The sequence below is a fragment of the Bacillus cereus group sp. MG9 genome (assembly GCF_040459995.1).
Lineage (GTDB): Bacteria > Bacillota > Bacilli > Bacillales > Bacillaceae_G > Bacillus_A > Bacillus_A mycoides.
The window spans coordinates 3,274,216-3,291,533 of the sequence record NZ_JARVHC010000001.1; the positions used below are offsets into that span (position 1 = coordinate 3,274,216).

Here is a 17,318-nt window from a genome sequence, read left to right on the forward strand (position 1 = left end):
TTGTTGTTATCAAATTGATAACCCTCCTATTTCGTGTTTGCACACTTATGAGGAAACGTGTCGCACAAAGGATTATTTTGGTCAGATTCTGGAAAAGTGTTAATATTCTTCATAAAGGAGGTCTACTGATGAAAAATTTATGGAAGAAAGTTTCTTTAATTGCTTTCATAGTAATTGTCCTTTTAATAATTTTATATTTTTATGATATGTCACTTTTCTGGAACCAACCCATCGCTATCAAGCTAATATTTTTAATTACCCCCATAACGAAAATTTTATACATCGTTGACTATTGATAATGATAGGTTATGTTAATAAAAATTGTATGGGTGATATATCATAAGTATTTGTATTTCAAGTTATAAATTGTTATGATAAACTGGTTAATTTAGGGAAATGAAGGAGGAACATGGATTTAATCAAAGAAGTGACTTTATTAAGATATCAATTTAGACTTATGCAAAGTATGATTCAGTCAGATGAATTCCCATTTTATAGATTTGTTATAGATTATGAATTTGAAGAAGAACAAGTAAATGCTTTAATAAAAATTTTAATTGCATTTCATGATCGATTAACTAGAGAAGAAGTTTCGATTTTTGTCCAAAATGATCATTTATTTTCTAAATTTAAACTTCCTTTAGATATGCTATACAGCCCAAAAAAACCTAATTTAGATGAGTTTAAACTATATATCACTAAGATTTTTCATCAAGAATTTGAATTGAAATACTTGTTATTAAGTTAAAAAAAACAATGTATTTTTGTGAATGTCTGTGATTATCTTTTAGAGCAATTACAAATTAGTAATAAAGTTTGATTATGTGAATAAAAAGCCCCTTCAGATATTCTAAAGGAATTTTAATAGGATTCTAGATAGATTGAATGCTGATAACATTGATTATGTAAATATATAAAGGTAACAGAAATAATTATTAAACGGCTAGATGAGGCATCGCTATAAAGCTAAGGTTTTGCACTATCCATAAAGCAAAAAAGGCGTTATCCTTTCTGTAGAATTATAGGAAAGGATGGCGTTTTTTATGTCTGTTTCTGTGTCTGACGAATTAAAACTATTTGCTCAAGAGATTCAAAGTTTTTTATCTCCAAATACCTTACGGGATCTTGCTAGAGATGTTGGTTTTGTACAAAGAACCAGTAAATACCAAGCAAAAGATTTAGTAGCTTTATGTGTATGGGTGAGCCAAAATGTAGCTATGACTTCTTTAACTCAGTTATCTAGCTGTTTAGAAGCATCAACAGAAGTACTCATCAGTCCTGAGGGACTGAATCAACGGTTTAATAAGGCGGCCGTCCAACTTTTACAACACCTACTAGCCGAACTACTAAGCAAAAAATTGGCCGCATCTATGCCGATTTCTTCTCCATACACTTCTGTTTTCAAGCGTATTCGTATTTTAGATTCAACTGCATTTCAACTCCCGGATGTATTTTCATCGGTTTATCCAGGTGCAGGAGGATGCAGCCATACAGCTGGGATAAAAATTCAACTTGAGTATGATTTGCTAAGTGGACAGTTCCTTCATATTCATACAGGTCCAGGTAAACAACATGATCGCACTTACGGCTCTCTGTGTGCCCCAACTGTGACAGCGAATGATTTATGTATCCGAGATTTAGGTTATTTTCATTTAAAAGACCTTCAATATATCCAAGATAAAGAGGCCTACTATATCTCTCGTATCAAGTCGAATACACGTATTTATCAAAAAAATCCTAACCCTGATTATTTTCAAGATGGAAGAGTTAAGAAAGGTACAGAGTATATACAGATAGATATGGAGACGTTAATGAACTCCCTTCAACCAGGACAAACATGTGAAATAGCTGATGCTTATGTAGGAATGATTGATAAAGTGCCAGCTCGTGTAATTGTTCATCGATTAACAAAACAACAGCAACAAAAACGATTACAAGATCAAGCTGTAAGAGAAAAAAAGAAAGGAATGAAGTATTCTCCTCGTAGTAAACGACTCAGTGGTATCAATGTATACATGACAAACACCCCTACAGATATTGTCCCGATGGGACAGGTACATGATTGGTATTCTTTACGTTGGCAAATCGAGATTTTATTTAAAACATGGAATTCATTCTTTCATATTCATCATTGTAAAAAGATAAAACCAGAACGATTGGAATGCCATTTGTATGGACAACTGATTGCCATTCTACTCTGTTCTTCTACCATGTTTCAAATGCGGCAATTACTTCTTATGAAGAAGAAACGAGAACTGAGTGAATATAAGGCCATATATATGATTAAAGATTATTTTCTTCTTCTTTTCCAAGCTATACAGAAAGACACCCAAGAGCTATCAAAGATTTTAATTCGCCTGTTCAACCTCTTACAGCAAAACGGGAGAAAATCTCATCAATATGAGAAGAAAACAGTCTTTGATATATTAGGTGTCGTTTACAATTGTACCATGTCTGATAATCAAGCCGCTTAATTCAAAAAAGTGAAACCCGTTAGGGTTTATTTCGTATGCAAATCTTTCAATCACCTACACTTGCCCTTTAGAAAAAAGAAACAATCTCGCCTGAAATTGACTTTGCATAAGCTTAGGTTTTAAAGTACCCCCTGAACGAAAATTTTGTGTTTTTTATAGCACCGGAGTAGTTCTGTTGCAAAGTTTTCTAAATGAGAATACACTCTAGAAAAAAGAGTAAGGAGAATCACAAATGCGATATTTTAAAGGGAAACAGTTCAAGAAAAATATTATTTTTGTAGCCGTGGGCTACTACTGTCGTTTTTCTTTAAGCTATCATAATGTATCTGAACCTTTGAGAGAGCGTGGAATATCGATTCATCCAACAACGATTATGCGTTGGGTTCATGAATATGGGAATTTAATCTATCAAATTTGGAGAACGAAAAACAAAAAGGTACAATCGTCGTGGAAATTAGATGAGACTTATATAAAAGGAAAAGGAAAATGGTGTTATTTATATCGTGCGATCGATAAAGATGGATACACATTGGATATTCAACTCCGAAAAACACAAGATCCTCAGGCGGCATATGCCTTTATGAAAGGGTTAGTAAAAACGTTTGGAAAGCCAACAGTTCTCATAACAGATAAGGCACCCGCATTACTTTGTGCGTTCAAGAAATTAATGGAAAATGACTTCTGTAAACATACGACTCATTGCACAATCAAATATTTAAATAATCTTATAGAACAGGACCATCGGCATGTGAAGCGTTGTTTTTCCAAATCCGCAGGATTTCAAAGTATTCGTTATGTTTCACGTACGATAAAAGAAATCGAAACCGTTCATGCCCTATATAAACAAAGGCGAAGACTTCAAACAGACTCTGCCTTTTCGGTGTATCATGAATTGCAACAATTACTAGTAGTTACATAATCTTTCCTCATACTGTCATGTTTCTGTTTATCTCTTAGGAAACTTTGCAACAGAACCCATACAAGTATATCACTCTAGCTAAATGAGGAAAGCCCTGCAGGGGATGCAGGGCAGTACTAAGATCATCGAGTTGTCGATTCTATAAGAACTTCTTGGAATGTAATAAGTTTAACACATAATTTTAAAAAACTTTATATAAGAATGTTACGAAATTTTGAATAAAAAAATGTGAAAAAAAGTTGATAATCCATAGAAGTTATCAGGACTTATGTTTACAATAGTGCTCTTATAAAGGTAATAGGACAAGCTTTCTCTCGTCGGAATATTCAGGGATTACATAAAATGAAAGTGCTAGGTGACCTCCACCAATAAAAGTGTTCCTGGATATTCCGATGCACTTAGATTAGAAAGGTAGATATTTATGGGTAGAGTGTCTTCATACAATAATATATGCTTGTCCAGTTTAAACATGAAAAGTTTTTTAACAAAATAGTTATTTTAATTAAAAGAGCAGCTAGCAAAAGCTAACTGCTTGTTGAAAAAAGAATCCCCTCCAGGTTATTTACTGCCAGAGTTTCAAGAAATAAATGATTAAATTAATTTAACTTTTCAATTGCAATTGAAGCATTTACATTTGTTTGTGTTCCACCTGCCAAAGTCTGCAAAGTAACCGCAGCAGCGGAAGTATGATTGTGAAGGGTAAGAACATCACCTGCGGCTAAAGTGAGGAATGTTTGCCCGTTGTTTGGCTGAGTTCCTGCACCTGATCCATAAACTGCGTTGGTAACTGGAGCACCATTTAAAAATAGCGTAAATTGATTAGGCTCAACTCCTGATACAGAAAAAGAAATCTTATAATCTCCTGCATTAATAACCATAATCTGAGAAGTTCCAGGAGTATGAGTAAAACCAGGTGTCATTAAACCATTTGAATTAAAAAGAATAGGTGCTTCTAAGGCAACAACTTGAGCTGCTGTATTGAAAACATAAGCATAATGAGATAACCCAGATACTGTAAGTCCGGTAGGGCCAGTAGCTCCAGCAGGTCCTGGTAATCCGGTAGGCCCAGTAGGCCCTGGAGGTCCACCAGAAGGCCCTATTGCTCCCGTTATTCCAGTAGGGCCAGTAGCTCCAGCAGTTCCTGGCAATCCGGTAGGTCCAGTAGGCCCCGGAGGTCCACCAGAAGGCCCGGTTGCTCCTGTTATTCCAGTAGGCCCTGGAGGTCCACCAGAAGGTCCAGTTACTCCCGTTATTCCGGTAGGTCCAGTAGGCCCCGGAGGTCCACCAGAAGGCCCGGTTGCTCCCGTTATTCCGGTAGGTCCAGTAGGCCCCGGAGGTCCACCAGAAGGTCCGGTTGCACCTGTTATTCCAGTAGGTCCAGTAGGCCCTGGAGGTCCACCAGAAGGTCCGGTTGCTCCCGTTGTTCCGGTAGGTCCAGTAGGCCCCGGAGGTCCACCAGAAGGTCCGGTTGCTCCCGTTATTCCGGTAGGTCCAGTAGGCCCTGGAGGTCCACCAGAAGGTCCGGTTGCTCCCGTTATTCCGGTAGGTCCAGTAGGCCCCGGAGGTCCACCAGAAGGTCCAGTTGCTCCCGTTATTCCGGTAGGTCCAGTAGGCCCCGGAGGTCCACCAGAAGGTCCAGTTGCTCCCGTTATTCCGGTAGGTCCAGTAGGCCCCGGAGGTCCACCAGAAGGTCCAGTTGCTCCCGTTATTCCGGTAGGTCCAGTAGGCCCCGGAGGTCCACCAGAAGGTCCAGTTGCTCCCGTTATTCCGGTAGGTCCAGTAGGCCCCGGAGGTCCACCAGAAGGTCCAGTTGCTCCCGTTATTCCAGTAGGTCCAGTAGGCCCTATTTGAGGCAAAGGAAATACACATGGAAATGGGATGTGACATTTCTTTTTAAATTTACTCATTTTTACACCTCCCTTATAAATTAACTAACCAATTTATATTTATACTTTAACAACTTATGAGTAAACAACCACACGGGTGTAAGGAAAAAACCTATAAAAATCACATGAAAGGTTTTAAGAGCAAGCCTCTATTTCACATTCCATACCAAAAAGAGCACCATATATAAGTGCTCTTCGGACCAAAACTCTTAATGTAAAAGAGTATGTGATATCATATGTAATTTTTTCATGGGCGTGAAGTATTGAAACAAAAATGCTATTTAATCACTAAGTTATCGAGATGAAAAATAGTGCACAAAGTTTTTTGTGCACCACTATATATAAACTATGTCTTGTCTTGTTAATATATGTCCACCTCATAAAATCGTGAACAGATTAAAGTGGAATTTAAAAAGAGCGCTTTCCAAGGCACTCTCTGACCAAAACTTATATTGAAAAAGAATACACATGATATTGTATGCATGTTGTTTAGGTAGGTGCAGTTTTATGACAAAATCGTTATTTGGATAATTCCACATCGCTATCAAGCTAATAAAAAGAAATGCTCCTAAAATGAAAAAATACGCTATTCTTTCTGTAGAATCATAGGAAAGGATGGCGTTTTTTATGTCTGTTTCTGTGTCTGACGAATTACAACTATTTGCTCAAGAGATTCAAAGTTTTTTATCTCCAAATACCTTACGGGATCTTGCTAGAGATGTTGGTTTTGTACGACGAACCAGTAAGTACCAAGCAAAAGATTTAGTAGCTTTATGTGTATGGGTGAGCCAAAATGTAGCTATGACTTCTTTAACTCAGTTATCTAGCTGTTTAGAAGCATCAACAGAAGTACTCATCAGTCCTGAGGGACTGAATCAACGGTTTAATAAAGCGGCCGTTCAACTTTTACAACACCTACTAGCCGAACTACTAAGCAAAAAATTGGCCGCATCTATGCCGATTTCTTCTCCATACACTTCTGTTTTCAAGCGTATTCGTATTTTAGATTCAACTGCATTTCAACTCCCGGATGTATTTTCATCGGTTTATCCAGGTGCAGGAGGATGCAGCCATACAGCTGGGATAAAAATTCAACTTGAGTATGATTTGTTAAGTGGACAGTTCCTTCATATTCATACAGGTCCAGGTAAACAACATGATCGCACTTACGGCTCTCTGTGTGCCCCAACTGTGACAGCGAATGATTTATGTATCCGAGATTTGGGTTATTTTCATTTAAAAGACCTTCAATATATACAAGATAAAGAGGCCTACTATATCTCTCATAACAAGTCGAATACACGTATTTATCAAAAAAATCCTAACCCTGATTATTTTCAAGATGGAAGAATTAAGAAAGGTACAGAGTATATACAGATAGATATGGAGACGTTAATGAACTCCCTTCAACCAGGACAAACATGTGAAATAGCTGATGCTTATGTAGGAATGATTGATAAAGTGCCAGCTCGTGTAATTGTTCATCGATTAACAAAACAACAGCAACAAAAACGATTACAAGATCAAGCTGTAAGAGAAAAAAAGAAAGGAATGAAGTATTCTCCTCGTAGTAAACGACTCAGTGGTATCAATGTATACATGACAAACACTCCTACAGATAGTGTCCCGATGGGACAGGTACATGACTGGTATTCTTTGCGTTGGCAAATCGAAATTTTATTTAAAACGTGGAAGTCATTCTTTCAAATTCATCATTGTAAAAAGATAAAACCAGAACGATTGGAGTGCCATTTATATGGTCAATTGATTGCCATTCTACTCTGTTCTTCTATCATGTTTCAAATGCGCCAATTGCTCCTCGTGAAGAAAAAACGAGAGCTTAGTGAGTATAAAGCTATATATATGATTAAAGACTATTTTCTTCTTCTATTCCAAACTATACAAAACATACTAAGATTAGTAGTGCAGACCAAGGCATTGGTTCGCACTACTATTTTTTATATAGTAGAAGTGAAGAGAAGGTCGTGGGTGTTTTGGGATCCTGAATCCGTATACAAAACTGACCTTCTTCACTTACCTTATTTGAATCAGTTTTTAGTATGTTGGTCTTCGAGATCGTGTATAAGAAATGAGAATCGATAAGTGTAAGTTGAAGACTTCAATTCCACCTGAGGAGGAGCTATATGAAACACGTTATTGCATTTGATGTCAGTATGGGTAAAAGTTATATGGTAATTTATAATGTACAAAAACAATGTGTATTCGAAAGTGAAATCAAGCATACTAAGCCTGATTTTAAAAAGCTACAAGAAAAGATACATAAGCTTACAGATGAAACCGGAGAATCACCTGAAATTGTGTTCGAATCAACAGGAATCTATTCCAGACAGCTAGAACGATTTATGCAAAATAACCAGTATACATATTGTTTATTAAACCCACTAGAAGCCAAAATACAATGTGATTCCTTGCGGATTCATAAGACAGACCGAAGCGACGCACACCGATTAGCTCTCACTCATTTTACAGTTACCCGAAGGGTATCTACCGGAACTGATAATTTATTCTATCAGTTAAAATCTCTTTCTAGATTATATAGTGAACTGGATGGTGAATTATCAATAATTCGCGGCCGTATGCATAAAGTAATCCAATTAACATTTCCAGAATTGGAAAGAATATTTACTAGTAGATCTGATTTGTTTTTAAATTTTGTTCAACTATTTCCCCACCCAGATTGTGTTTTAGGTCTTTCTAAAACCATTATAAAAAATCGTATTCGTGCCAACACCAATAAAAAAATATCAAATATTACGGCGGAGAAAAAAGCGATTCAGATACTTGAAATAGCGGAAATTTGCTATCCTGCTGTTTCTCAGAACGATGTTCTGTGTGACCAGCTCAAATTATACGCAAGGCGCTATCAAGAGCTTCTTCACCAAAAAGAAAGCTGTATTAGCAAGATGGTGTATGTAGCTGAGCAACGTGAAGAATACGATGTCATTCGCAGTCTTCCTGGGATTGGACCGAATACTGCAGTACGCTTGATGGCTGAAATAGGAGATATTACTCGTTTTAACAATAACAAGCAACTCAATGCATTTGCTGGTATTGATATACGCCGTTTTCAATCAGGTAAAACCTTTTTTAAAGATAAAATCAATAAACGTGGAAATAAACATTTGCGGAAGCTCCTTTTCCTCATCATCCAGAACATGATTAAACAACGACGTTACGGACAAAATCATATTGTTGAGTATTACGATAAATTAAAAACGCAACCTTATAACAAGTGTCATAAAGTTGCGTCCATTGCATGTGTAAATAAATTATTGAAGCTTCTCTTCTATCTCATTACACATAATATGCACTATGATTATCGGTTAACCGCCTGAAACCATAGTTTCATCCAGCATACCATATCTTCCCCCTAGTAAAAAATGGACACATATTAGGGGTATTTGATTTGTATTCTAATTGGCTTAAAATCTCTAGCATTTAATCAATTATAACTCTAAAAAACAGTTGACTAATCGTAAGAAAAACACCCAAGAGCTATCAAAGGTGTTACTTCGCCTGTTCAATCTCCTACAGCAAAACGGGCGGAAATCTCATCGATATGAGAAAAAAACGGTCTTTGATATATTAGGTGTCGTGTACAATTGTACCATGTCTGATAATCAAGTCGCTTAATTTAAAAAAGTGAAACCCGTTAGGGTTTATTTCGTATGCAAATCTTTCAATCGCCTACACTTGCCCCTTAGAAAAAAGAAATAATCTCGCCTAAAATTGACTTTGCATAATCTTAGCTTGATAGCGATGTGGAACCAACCCTAAATTACATTTAAAAATAAGCCCCTCTTGAATAAAATTCAACATTCCGTCAATACTGTACATGACATTAGATTTTCTCCTTGTTCCGTATTTCATAATTTGAGCAATTGATTGTAACTGCTGAATGCCTTCTTCTTCATTATGTTCTCCCTGAACAATTGCTGACGAACAATATAATGGTTGAACAGCCACTGTATGGAGACTCTTCCGCTAAATAAAATTGTGCGACCATTGGAAGTTCTTCTCGTTTACATATTTCTAGGATTTTCTGCGATACTGGTGCAATTTCTTCATCATAAACTTCCTCTTTATCGTACATCTCAATTCATTCTCCTTTTCTACAAAATGAAATTTTTGTAGAAAATAATGAACTTTAAAAACTACTAAATTGCAAATATAAATACAAGGGAGCGTTTTATATGACTTCCTATCAAAAAATATCTTTAATAGTTATCACTCTTTTTTATCATTGGGATGTTCCTTTCAAATGAAGTCTTTATTTCTTAACACCCACCGAAAATGAACAGTAACTAAAAAGATTTAGATAGAATACGGTGAACCCCATATTCTATCTAAACAAACTAAAAAGGCCTACTCACACGAGTAGGCTTTTGAAACTATGAAAGCTTCGTCAATAACTGATTTAAATCTTTTTTCGTTTTCGCCGTTAATGACTTCATTTTATTAACATCTATCTTTTCTTTTTCCGCTCTTATAATTAATGGATACAAACTTTGTTCAATTGTTTTGTATTCAGTTGGATGTGATGCTTCTATATCTTTTTCAATTACATCCCACTTCTCATTAATTTGTTTTCCAAGTTTATTTACTGTTTCTAATTTAGGATTTGCAGCTAATTGCTTATCTAGGCTTTCAATTAATGTAACGACTTCTTTTACATTTGCTTTCACAGCGACGTTTTTCTTCGGATCTTTCGTTGTCTTTCCGTTATTGTTTGTACTTGTGCTTTGATCTGTTGTTTTCCCGCTAGTAGTTTGATCATTCGTTTTTCCTGTCGTTTCTTTATCTGTTGTTTTTCCATTTTGGTTTTGAGTTGACGTTTTGCCGTTACTTTCTGTTCCTGATGATTCCTTTGTATTTTTTGCATCCTTATCTGTTTTTTCATTCGAAGAAGTATTTGTGTCTTTTTCACTATCTTTCGTTGTTTTTGACGCTTCATCTGCACTTGTCATTTTTGATTGCTCTTCATTTTGTGCAGTTGCTGGATCCTTCTTCGCTTCATCTTTATCTGTGAAGGTACTACAAGCTGCCATTGTAAGCATTGTACCAATTGCTACTGATGCGATAGCGACCTTTTTCATTTTCATAAAAATCCCCCTATGTTTACAATTTTATCCTTCTCTTTACGATTCTATTTCCCCTTAAAAAATCCCTTTTCATACGAATCACTATCTTTCCGACAGTAATCTTCATAATAATACGTACAAAAAACGATAAATTCATTTTAATATTCGAGTTTTTTCTACTACATTTCCCTCCTCTGTAGCAAAAGAAAAAGAGTATGTTGTCACATGAAGATTTACAATCTACAAATGACAACATACTCCCCTATCAATTTTTTATCTTTCTTGACATTTTATTTATACAAAAAACAAAATAATTACTAATTTTTTTATTTCTCAACAATTGTTAACATAATATTTTTATGAATAACCACCGTTCGAATGAATGACTTGCCCAGTAACCCACTTCGCTTCTTCACTTACTAAAAAAGCAATTAAGCGTGCCGCATCCACCGGTTCTCCAACTCTTCCTTGCGGGAATTTCCATACTAAATGATGCTGTAATTCCTCTGTAATCCATCCTGTATTCGTTGGTCCTGGATCAACAGCATTGACTGTAATCCCCTTCTCCATAGCAATTGGTGCAACTGACTTTGTAAATGCTTCTATTGCTCCTTTCGTTGCTACGTATGCTAGTTCATCTGGCATCGGGCCTAATGACTGCCCAGAAGTAAGATTTATAATACTTCCACTCGTTTTAAGTGAAAAATGTTTAATAAATAATGAACTTAATAGCATAGGAGCACGAACATTAACCGTATAATGTTTATCTAGCTGTTCTACATCTAACTCTTCAATTTTCGTAGGAGTAGAATACGCCGCATTATTAATAAGAATAGATGGATCCCCTAAACGTTCTGATACCATATACAATACACGATTAGGCGAATAAGACTGCGATAAGTTGATTTCTGCCATTTCACATCGAACGCCGTAACTTTCAATTTCCTTTTTCAACAAAAAGGGCTCTTGATCATTCATTCCCCATGGCATCGCTTTATCATACCGAGGCCAGTACGTGAAAAAAATGTCTATCCCATTTTGAGCAAGCACCTTGCATACAGCTGCACCAATTCCATTCAGACGAGTTGCCCCTGTTACAATTGCTATTTTCTTCACCTTTTCTCCTCCATCTATGGATAAATCCCCTGCACGAATACAGAGGATCTACCTTTTTAATTAATATTTGACAATATACGCTCAGCGCCTAATTTTAAAATTTTAATAAAGATATAATTTACAATCGTAAACATTACAAATAAAACGATAAACATAATCCAAAGTCCTACTTGAAGGAAGAAGTATAATACACTTACACCCGCTACAATAACTAAAGCTATTAAAATATTAGCTAAAAAATTCCACAAAGTTGTATATCGACTTTTAAATAATTTCTGTTCTGTATCCCAATGAATATCTGCAGTTTGTGCATCCCAGCGTGTACCGATTAAATTAATTAACAATAAACCGTTCGCACTTAGTAAGAACCAAAGTATCATGAAGACTGGCGAAATACCTGCTACAAATGCCATTGTAATACCGAATACTCCTAAAATGACTACATTAATTAACCAGGCCGTTATCGCTTTCGCAAAAAAGATATCCGAAGCCTTTACTGGTAAGTAACGATTAACAAACCAAGAGCTTCCATCTCGTGAGAATGACGTTGTTGCAATAACGTTACTCCCCATTAAAAATAAGGATGCACAAAGGCCAACACCAATTGCGAAACCTGCTGATTCTGGATTATCAATATATTCCATAATCCATTTTAAATTTCCATCTTGTACAAACAAAACAAAGAACAGCATAATTGGCATAACGAAAGTTTGCACAATACAGTTTAAGAAAAATTGTGGTGTACGGAATAACGTTTTAAATTCTTTTTTCACATATGCTTTTAAATGAGAACTTTGTACTGTTGATTTCTGTAAACCTTCTGCTGAAATTACCTCTTTCTTTGCTGTACTCGTTGAAAGTCCAATAACCCCTTTTAAATATGTACGCTCTGCAATGTAATAAAACAAACCGAAAAATGCGATAGAAATAAGAATGTATATTAGTACGTATAATATTCCCTTCCACGATGCATTTTCTACTAATCCCATTGCACCAAAATATGTAGTTGGAAAATAATTTGTCATTTGTATGAAAAGGGAGGATTGATTATTTGTAAGATAATTCGCAACTGAATCTCCAGCTCCAGATACTGCACTTTTATTTCTCCATTGCATAAATACATTGATTCCGACGATAAATAGTATACTTACGATTCCAATAAATATACTTCCTCGATCTTTATTTTTCGCTATATTCGTATACCTCATAATAATTGTCATAATTAACGAAGCTAAAACTAGCGGAATGATCGGGAAGAATAAGTAAATGACAATCATATAAATGTAATATGTAATGAAAGCACCACTCTTTAAACCGTAAGTAATAAAGATAGGCAATAAAATAAACGAGCTCATTACGTATTGTGTAATTAACACTGTAAAGAACTTTGCCGAAATAATTCGCGCTGGTTTTAACGGTAACGGTAGCAACATTTCAACATCATTACTATAGTAAAACACTGTTAAAATGTTCATAATACTCATCAAAAATACCCATATACTAGCAACTGCTAATCCCATCGCAATAACAATTCCTGGATCCTGTCCGAGGTGTATCATTCCTTCATATATTCCATGGGTCATCGAACCGAATATTAAAAAACCTACAAATAAAATGGCTGCAAATGAAAATAAATACGCCCATCTTTTCTTTTTATCTGTTATGAAATCTGCATAATTTAATTTCAATAATACTTTCGTTAACGTCCAAATTTTACTCATTGCCCGTCATCTCCAAGAACATTTTTTCAAGTGATTCATTGGATTCAAAATGATCTCTCATTTCATTTAAATTCCCTTTAAACTGAAGATTTCCCTTATTAATAATCGCGACGCGGTCACATATTTTTTCAGCTACTTCTAATACGTGTGTCGAGAAAAATACAATCTTCCCTTTATCAGCATGTTCTCTCATCATTTCTTTTAAAATATATGCAGATTTCGGATCAAGACCTGTTAACGGTTCATCTAAAATCCACACATCTGGTTCATGTACGAGCACACCGATAATAACAATCTTTTGTCTCATACCGTGTGAATAACTTTGAATTTGATCAGATAAAGCATTGTACAGATCAAACTTCTTCGCTAATGACTCTATTCGTTCTTGTCTTACTTCCTTCGGTACTTCATACATATCAGCCATAAAGTTTAAATATTCAATCCCTTTTAATCGTAAAAACATATCCGGGCTATCTGGAACATAGCCAAATGTTTTCTTCGCTTCCATCGGATTTTTCATAATATCTTTACCGTTGATTGTAATGATTCCTTTGTCCACCCCATGAATACCAGTAATCATCTTAATTGTCGTTGATTTACCCGCACCATTCGGTCCTAAAAACCCAAAGATTTCTCCGCTCGGTACAGATAAACTTAAATCTTTTACTGCATAGGTAGATCCATTATAACTTTTTGACACATTCAAAATTTCGATCATTACATCCAATCCTTTCCTTAATTACCAATTAACTATATTAACATTATAGCATAATTATATTTTTAGATTTTTACATTTTTCAGTTTTTTTAACCTTTAAAATAAATATAAACTCCTAATCCAACGATTAAAACAACGGCTAGTATTATATAAATCATCGTAAGTCGTTTAATATTTCCTTTTGTCGCTTTACTATAATTCGCATCACCATTTCGCCCGATTAACACCGTTCCAATTACAGTAATAACTACAAGTAATATAACGATCATTATCCCAGTTAACATTTCGTCCTCCCCCTTCTTACATCCATTTTACGATATTTCCCTTTTTATTTTACAGAATATTTAACCTTTTTTACTATTATTATGAAATAAATCGCAAAACTATTATTACTATGAATTTCCATATGTGATATATTTATAACATATAGTGATTTATCCCGCATTAACTGGCAGTAATACTCCCACCTCAAAATTCGCCTGGAGCAAAGAAGTTAGGTGGGAGCCCTGCTGCCCGTAAACGCCCGATTGGTGAAGGCTAATAATCAGCGGAGGATGAACACCCCCCACTGATTAAAGTTTCACTTTATTTCTAACATCGAAAGGAGAATCTATCATGAAAACGACTTGGATAAAATATTTAGGATTTCTCGGTTTCTTTGGGTTTCTCGGATTTTTTTATGAAAAAGGATTGTTTACTATGTTTTGTTTTTTCTCCTTTTTCACGACGTATAGAAAAGTTCATCACGATGAGCTTTTTGAACAAATCGTCAATAAATCTTGCCGCAACGCCTTTATCGTTACGTTATTAACTACCGCTATCATTATCTTTATTGAAATGTTATTTCCGAATCCTACACTACAAGAGATTGATATTGCTCTTATTTTCAGCACACTCATTCTTACATTCGGATTCTCTATCTTCTTTTACGATAAACCAGTTGATGAAATGGAAGATGCACCATGGCGTTCGTAACGAAGATAAAAGAATACCGTGCCAAAGTACATATGACGCAGGAAGATTTAGCGAAAAAGGTTGGTGTACGTCGTGAAACGATTAGCCATCTTGAAAAAGGAAAGTATAACCCTTCCTTACAGCTTGCTCACGATATAGCGAGGGCACTACATAGTACGATTGATGAGGTTTTTATTTTTGAGGATTAATAAAGAGCACCAAGTTTAATATATAATACTGAATCGTGAGCGGAAAACATATCAACAAAACCACAGCCTAGATGCATAGTGCTCTCCTTTCAAATTTGATAGGTTCTTCTCTTATCTAGTTTACTTTTTACACATTAAAAAAGAGCGAATCTACATTCGCTCTTTTCCACATATTTATGGCGTAAAGCTTATCATCCAACCTAACATAAATCCAAATACAGCAAACAGTAACATAAAAACAAATAAACTACATGCCCACAATGCATATTTTCGACTTTTGCTTTTTGTGAGCATGCCTACGACTGAACACATCAATCCAGCTCCAACTATTTCTCGAAAACCTTCGCCTATAAATATTTCTTGAATAAGCAATGTAATGTTCAAATACAATAACGCTAGAAAGGCAATAATTAATGAAATAATACCCATCCACGTTTCCTGTTTATAAATATGACTCTTTCTTTTTTTTAAGAATGCCAATTCCATAATCTCGCTTCACCTACTTTCAAGTTTCTAACTTTTTCATGGCTCATCAATTTTTCAACTTCTCCTTTAGGTCCAGTTACAACTGCCCCGTATGTTTTTATCCCATTTTTTTCAAGGAAAGAAATACGCTTTGACAACTCTAATGTTTTCGCTCTAGATAGCTTCACCGCTAAATCTTCATGCTTCCGTAATGACTTTAACACATCAATAAATTGTTCCTCATGAGGTGAGTCACTTAAAAAAGGACCACTTGGACTTGAAATCATATCTGCTGGAAAACCGATTGGGGCAACATACTGACCCTCATCATTCTTTTGCTTCTCCTCTAATCCTGTATTCACGGCATACCAAACAATATCAATAGTAGGAAACGTATCCGTTACCTCTTGTACACTTAATAATTCTCTAAAAGATACATATGCTTCTACAACAGATTCTTGTGGAAGACCTTTTAATACCTGAGCTTCCTCGCTACTATTATAAGACACATTATAATTATTAGGATGAGATAATACCTCGTTATCTATATATGGGACTTCCGGAATTTTTTCATCTGTTGTATATTCACGGCTTACTTTCGTTGCTCTACTTAATAAATAATCTGTTTTCTCTTCTCCTATTCGAATATCTTTCTTTCCTACCCTTTTATACAAATCAAAATGCAATTGTAAACTAAGCGGTAACAATGTTTGCTCCATGTCCCTTTCTTTCATAAATACATTAGGTTCTGTTACACTTAATGTTTGATTTACTACATTCCGTATCTCCATCGCGTTTGTAGGTGCCAATGTATAATATAAAAGTGTAGATATATATAAAATAGGTTGAATAAGTAATAAAAAAGTAAATACAATCAACACATTCGTAATTCGAGCTCTTTTTTTACCTATTTTCAACACTTGCTGCTGTTTTCCATCAGGAAGTGAATCTGGTCTTTGATGAAGAGCTTCTTGTAACAATTCTTTATAATCATCTTGTTCAGAATGAGGTTTATCATTTGTCATTTTGACTCTTTTCCTCCTTTAACAATTCTTTTAATCTCTTTCTCCCACGAAATATGTGACTTTTATAAGTATTTACCTTTAAATCTAATACAGTAGCACCCTCTTCGTACGTTAATTGATGTACGTCACATAATAAAATAGCTTGTGCCTCTACCACTGGTAAAGTATGAATAATCTGAATTAATTTTTCATAACTATTTTTTGCGACTACATACTCTTCTGTAGATTCCCCTGCTTGTATTGTCTCTAATTCCTCCGTTCCTACAAAAGATACTTTTTTCTCTTTCCTTACAAAATCAATAAACGTATGATATGCCACTTTAAAAAGCCATGATTTTACCTTTTGGTTTTCATAGTCTTCTAGATAAAGATACGCCCGATAAAAAGTCTCCTGCATCAAGTCCTCCGCTACGTGATGGCTACGAGAAAGGGAAAATAAATACCGGTACACATCGTTTATATAAACCTTATATATTTCTTCAATTTCCATCCCCCTCCTCCTTTCATATATAACACGAATAAGCGTGTTATAAAGTTGCATTATTTTTCCTTTTTATATTTTTTATTTATTAAAAAAGAAATAACATTTATACATTTTAATAACTATTTACAATTATAAACAAAATATGAGATGTTATAACTGTAAATTCCTAAAAAAAGAAAAGCGACAAAATGCAATCTTCACACCAGAACCACATAAAAAATACCGGTATCCTTCCCATGAAGAATA

Annotated in this window: 17 protein-coding genes and 2 pseudogenes; 8 read left to right on the forward strand and 11 right to left on the reverse strand. The window is 35.2% G+C overall.

Annotated features, from left to right (window positions below):
• The first annotated feature begins 409 nt into the window (after window positions 1-409).
• From QCI77_RS16775 to QCI77_RS16785, 3 genes and pseudogenes are all read left to right on the forward strand, one after another.
• Window positions 410-820 (forward strand): annotated as a pseudogene (locus tag QCI77_RS16775) (DUF1878 family protein).
• 223 nt (window positions 821-1,043) lie between these two features.
• Window positions 1,044-2,474 carry an IS4 family transposase gene (locus QCI77_RS16780; RefSeq protein WP_353825785.1) on the forward strand — a complete coding sequence of 477 codons (1,431 nt, stop codon included), beginning with the start codon at window positions 1,044-1,046 and terminating at the stop codon, window positions 2,472-2,474.
• Between the two features lie 232 nt (window positions 2,475-2,706).
• A complete protein-coding gene (locus tag QCI77_RS16785) occupies window positions 2,707-3,393 on the forward strand; it encodes an IS6 family transposase (RefSeq protein WP_113771042.1) in 687 nt (228 codons plus the stop codon).
• A 596-nt stretch (window positions 3,394-3,989) separates the two neighbouring features.
• Here QCI77_RS16785 and QCI77_RS16790 read toward each other — a convergent pair.
• Window positions 3,990-5,300 carry a BclA C-terminal domain-containing protein gene (locus QCI77_RS16790; protein ID WP_353825256.1) on the reverse strand — a complete coding sequence of 437 codons (1,311 nt, stop codon included), beginning with the start codon at window positions 5,298-5,300 and terminating at the stop codon, window positions 3,990-3,992.
• A gap of 606 nt (window positions 5,301-5,906) precedes the next feature.
• Here QCI77_RS16790 and QCI77_RS16795 point away from each other — a divergent pair.
• From QCI77_RS16795 to QCI77_RS16805, 3 genes and pseudogenes are all read left to right on the forward strand, one after another.
• Window positions 5,907-7,382, forward strand: a complete 1,476-nt coding sequence (locus tag QCI77_RS16795; protein ID WP_353825257.1) for an IS4 family transposase — start codon at window positions 5,907-5,909, stop codon at window positions 7,380-7,382.
• A 41-nt stretch (window positions 7,383-7,423) separates the two neighbouring features.
• Window positions 7,424-8,635: an IS110 family RNA-guided transposase gene (locus QCI77_RS16800; protein ID WP_353825258.1), complete on the forward strand. Its 1,212-nt coding sequence runs from the start codon at window positions 7,424-7,426 to the stop codon at window positions 8,633-8,635.
• 142 nt (window positions 8,636-8,777) lie between these two features.
• Window positions 8,778-8,933: pseudogene (locus tag QCI77_RS16805) on the forward strand (IS4 family transposase); the annotation flags it as partial.
• A 90-nt stretch (window positions 8,934-9,023) separates the two neighbouring features.
• On the opposite strand, the gene QCI77_RS16810 reads toward QCI77_RS16805, so the two are convergent.
• From QCI77_RS16810 to QCI77_RS16840, 7 genes are all read right to left on the reverse strand, one after another.
• Window positions 9,024-9,266 carry a hypothetical protein gene (locus QCI77_RS16810; protein WP_353825259.1) on the reverse strand — a complete coding sequence of 81 codons (243 nt, stop codon included), beginning with the start codon at window positions 9,264-9,266 and terminating at the stop codon, window positions 9,024-9,026.
• On the reverse strand, window positions 9,214-9,393 hold the full coding sequence (locus QCI77_RS16815; protein ID WP_002190183.1) for a hypothetical protein: 180 nt from the start codon (window positions 9,391-9,393) through the stop codon (window positions 9,214-9,216). The genes QCI77_RS16810 and QCI77_RS16815 overlap by 53 nt, the downstream gene beginning before the upstream one ends.
• 298 nt (window positions 9,394-9,691) lie before the next feature.
• Window positions 9,692-10,402: a hypothetical protein gene (locus QCI77_RS16820; RefSeq protein ID WP_113770446.1), complete on the reverse strand. Its 711-nt coding sequence runs from the start codon at window positions 10,400-10,402 to the stop codon at window positions 9,692-9,694.
• Between the two features lie 336 nt (window positions 10,403-10,738).
• Window positions 10,739-11,497, reverse strand: coding sequence for an SDR family oxidoreductase (locus QCI77_RS16825; protein ID WP_002185366.1), 759 nt, complete (start codon window positions 11,495-11,497; stop codon window positions 10,739-10,741).
• Between the two features lie 56 nt (window positions 11,498-11,553).
• Complete coding sequence (locus QCI77_RS16830; RefSeq protein ID WP_353825260.1) at window positions 11,554-13,218, reverse strand: putative ABC transporter permease subunit; 1,665 nt, start codon at window positions 13,216-13,218, stop codon at window positions 11,554-11,556.
• The gene (locus QCI77_RS16835) at window positions 13,211-13,936 is read right to left on the reverse strand and encodes an ABC transporter ATP-binding protein (RefSeq protein WP_113770444.1); all 726 of its coding nucleotides are present in this window, start codon (window positions 13,934-13,936) and stop codon (window positions 13,211-13,213) included. The genes QCI77_RS16830 and QCI77_RS16835 overlap by 8 nt, the downstream gene beginning before the upstream one ends.
• Window positions 13,937-14,024: 88 nt before the next feature.
• Window positions 14,025-14,219, reverse strand: coding sequence for a hypothetical protein (locus QCI77_RS16840; RefSeq protein ID WP_002142517.1), 195 nt, complete (start codon window positions 14,217-14,219; stop codon window positions 14,025-14,027).
• Between the two features lie 331 nt (window positions 14,220-14,550).
• Here QCI77_RS16840 and QCI77_RS16845 point away from each other — a divergent pair, with 331 nt between their 5' ends.
• Together QCI77_RS16845 and QCI77_RS16850 are read left to right on the forward strand one after the other, a co-directional pair.
• Window positions 14,551-14,910, forward strand: a complete 360-nt coding sequence (locus QCI77_RS16845; protein ID WP_002084411.1) for a DUF3796 domain-containing protein — start codon at window positions 14,551-14,553, stop codon at window positions 14,908-14,910.
• Complete coding sequence (locus QCI77_RS16850) at window positions 14,898-15,098, forward strand: helix-turn-helix transcriptional regulator (protein ID WP_002084410.1); 201 nt, start codon at window positions 14,898-14,900, stop codon at window positions 15,096-15,098. Before QCI77_RS16845 ends, QCI77_RS16850 begins: the two co-directional genes overlap by 13 nt.
• A 174-nt stretch (window positions 15,099-15,272) precedes the next feature.
• Here QCI77_RS16850 and QCI77_RS16855 read toward each other — a convergent pair whose 3' ends face one another.
• The 3 genes from QCI77_RS16855 to QCI77_RS16865 are packed head-to-tail and all read right to left on the reverse strand — an operon-like array spanning window position 15,273 to window position 17,078.
• Entirely contained in the window at window positions 15,273-15,584 is a 312-nt protein-coding gene (locus tag QCI77_RS16855) for a hypothetical protein (RefSeq protein ID WP_002128289.1), read from the reverse strand.
• Window positions 15,566-16,588, reverse strand: coding sequence for an anti-sigma factor (locus tag QCI77_RS16860; RefSeq protein WP_012261290.1), 1,023 nt, complete (start codon window positions 16,586-16,588; stop codon window positions 15,566-15,568). The genes QCI77_RS16855 and QCI77_RS16860 overlap by 19 nt, the downstream gene beginning before the upstream one ends.
• Entirely contained in the window at window positions 16,578-17,078 is a 501-nt protein-coding gene (locus QCI77_RS16865; RefSeq protein ID WP_002013989.1) for a sigma-70 family RNA polymerase sigma factor, read from the reverse strand. The genes QCI77_RS16860 and QCI77_RS16865 overlap by 11 nt, the downstream gene beginning before the upstream one ends.
• Window positions 17,079-17,318 lie beyond the last annotated feature (240 nt).

Excerpts from the sequence above, each read along its gene's own strand:
- QCI77_RS16820 (WP_113770446.1), bottom strand. The coding sequence starts at position 10,402 with ATGAAAATGAAAAAGGTCGCTATCGCATCAGTAGCAATTGGTACAATG.
- QCI77_RS16865 (WP_002013989.1), bottom strand. The coding sequence starts at position 17,078 with ATGGAAATTGAAGAAATATATAAGGTTTATATAAACGATGTGTACCGG.
- QCI77_RS16840 (WP_002142517.1), bottom strand. The coding sequence starts at position 14,219 with ATGTTAACTGGGATAATGATCGTTATATTACTTGTAGTTATTACTGTA.
- QCI77_RS16785 (WP_113771042.1), top strand. The coding sequence starts at position 2,707 with ATGCGATATTTTAAAGGGAAACAGTTCAAGAAAAATATTATTTTTGTA.
- QCI77_RS16855 (WP_002128289.1), bottom strand. The coding sequence starts at position 15,584 with ATGGAATTGGCATTCTTAAAAAAAAGAAAGAGTCATATTTATAAACAG.
- QCI77_RS16845 (WP_002084411.1), top strand. The coding sequence starts at position 14,551 with ATGAAAACGACTTGGATAAAATATTTAGGATTTCTCGGTTTCTTTGGG.
- QCI77_RS16850 (WP_002084410.1), top strand. The coding sequence starts at position 14,898 with ATGGCGTTCGTAACGAAGATAAAAGAATACCGTGCCAAAGTACATATG.
- QCI77_RS16860 (WP_012261290.1), bottom strand. The coding sequence starts at position 16,588 with ATGACAAATGATAAACCTCATTCTGAACAAGATGATTATAAAGAATTG.
- QCI77_RS16835 (WP_113770444.1), bottom strand. The coding sequence starts at position 13,936 with ATGATCGAAATTTTGAATGTGTCAAAAAGTTATAATGGATCTACCTAT.
- QCI77_RS16815 (WP_002190183.1), bottom strand. The coding sequence starts at position 9,393 with ATGTACGATAAAGAGGAAGTTTATGATGAAGAAATTGCACCAGTATCG.
- QCI77_RS16790 (WP_353825256.1), bottom strand. The coding sequence starts at position 5,300 with ATGAGTAAATTTAAAAAGAAATGTCACATCCCATTTCCATGTGTATTT.
- QCI77_RS16800 (WP_353825258.1), top strand. The coding sequence starts at position 7,424 with ATGAAACACGTTATTGCATTTGATGTCAGTATGGGTAAAAGTTATATG.
- QCI77_RS16780 (WP_353825785.1), top strand. The coding sequence starts at position 1,044 with ATGTCTGTTTCTGTGTCTGACGAATTAAAACTATTTGCTCAAGAGATT.
- QCI77_RS16830 (WP_353825260.1), bottom strand. The coding sequence starts at position 13,218 with ATGAGTAAAATTTGGACGTTAACGAAAGTATTATTGAAATTAAATTAT.
- QCI77_RS16795 (WP_353825257.1), top strand. The coding sequence starts at position 5,907 with ATGTCTGTTTCTGTGTCTGACGAATTACAACTATTTGCTCAAGAGATT.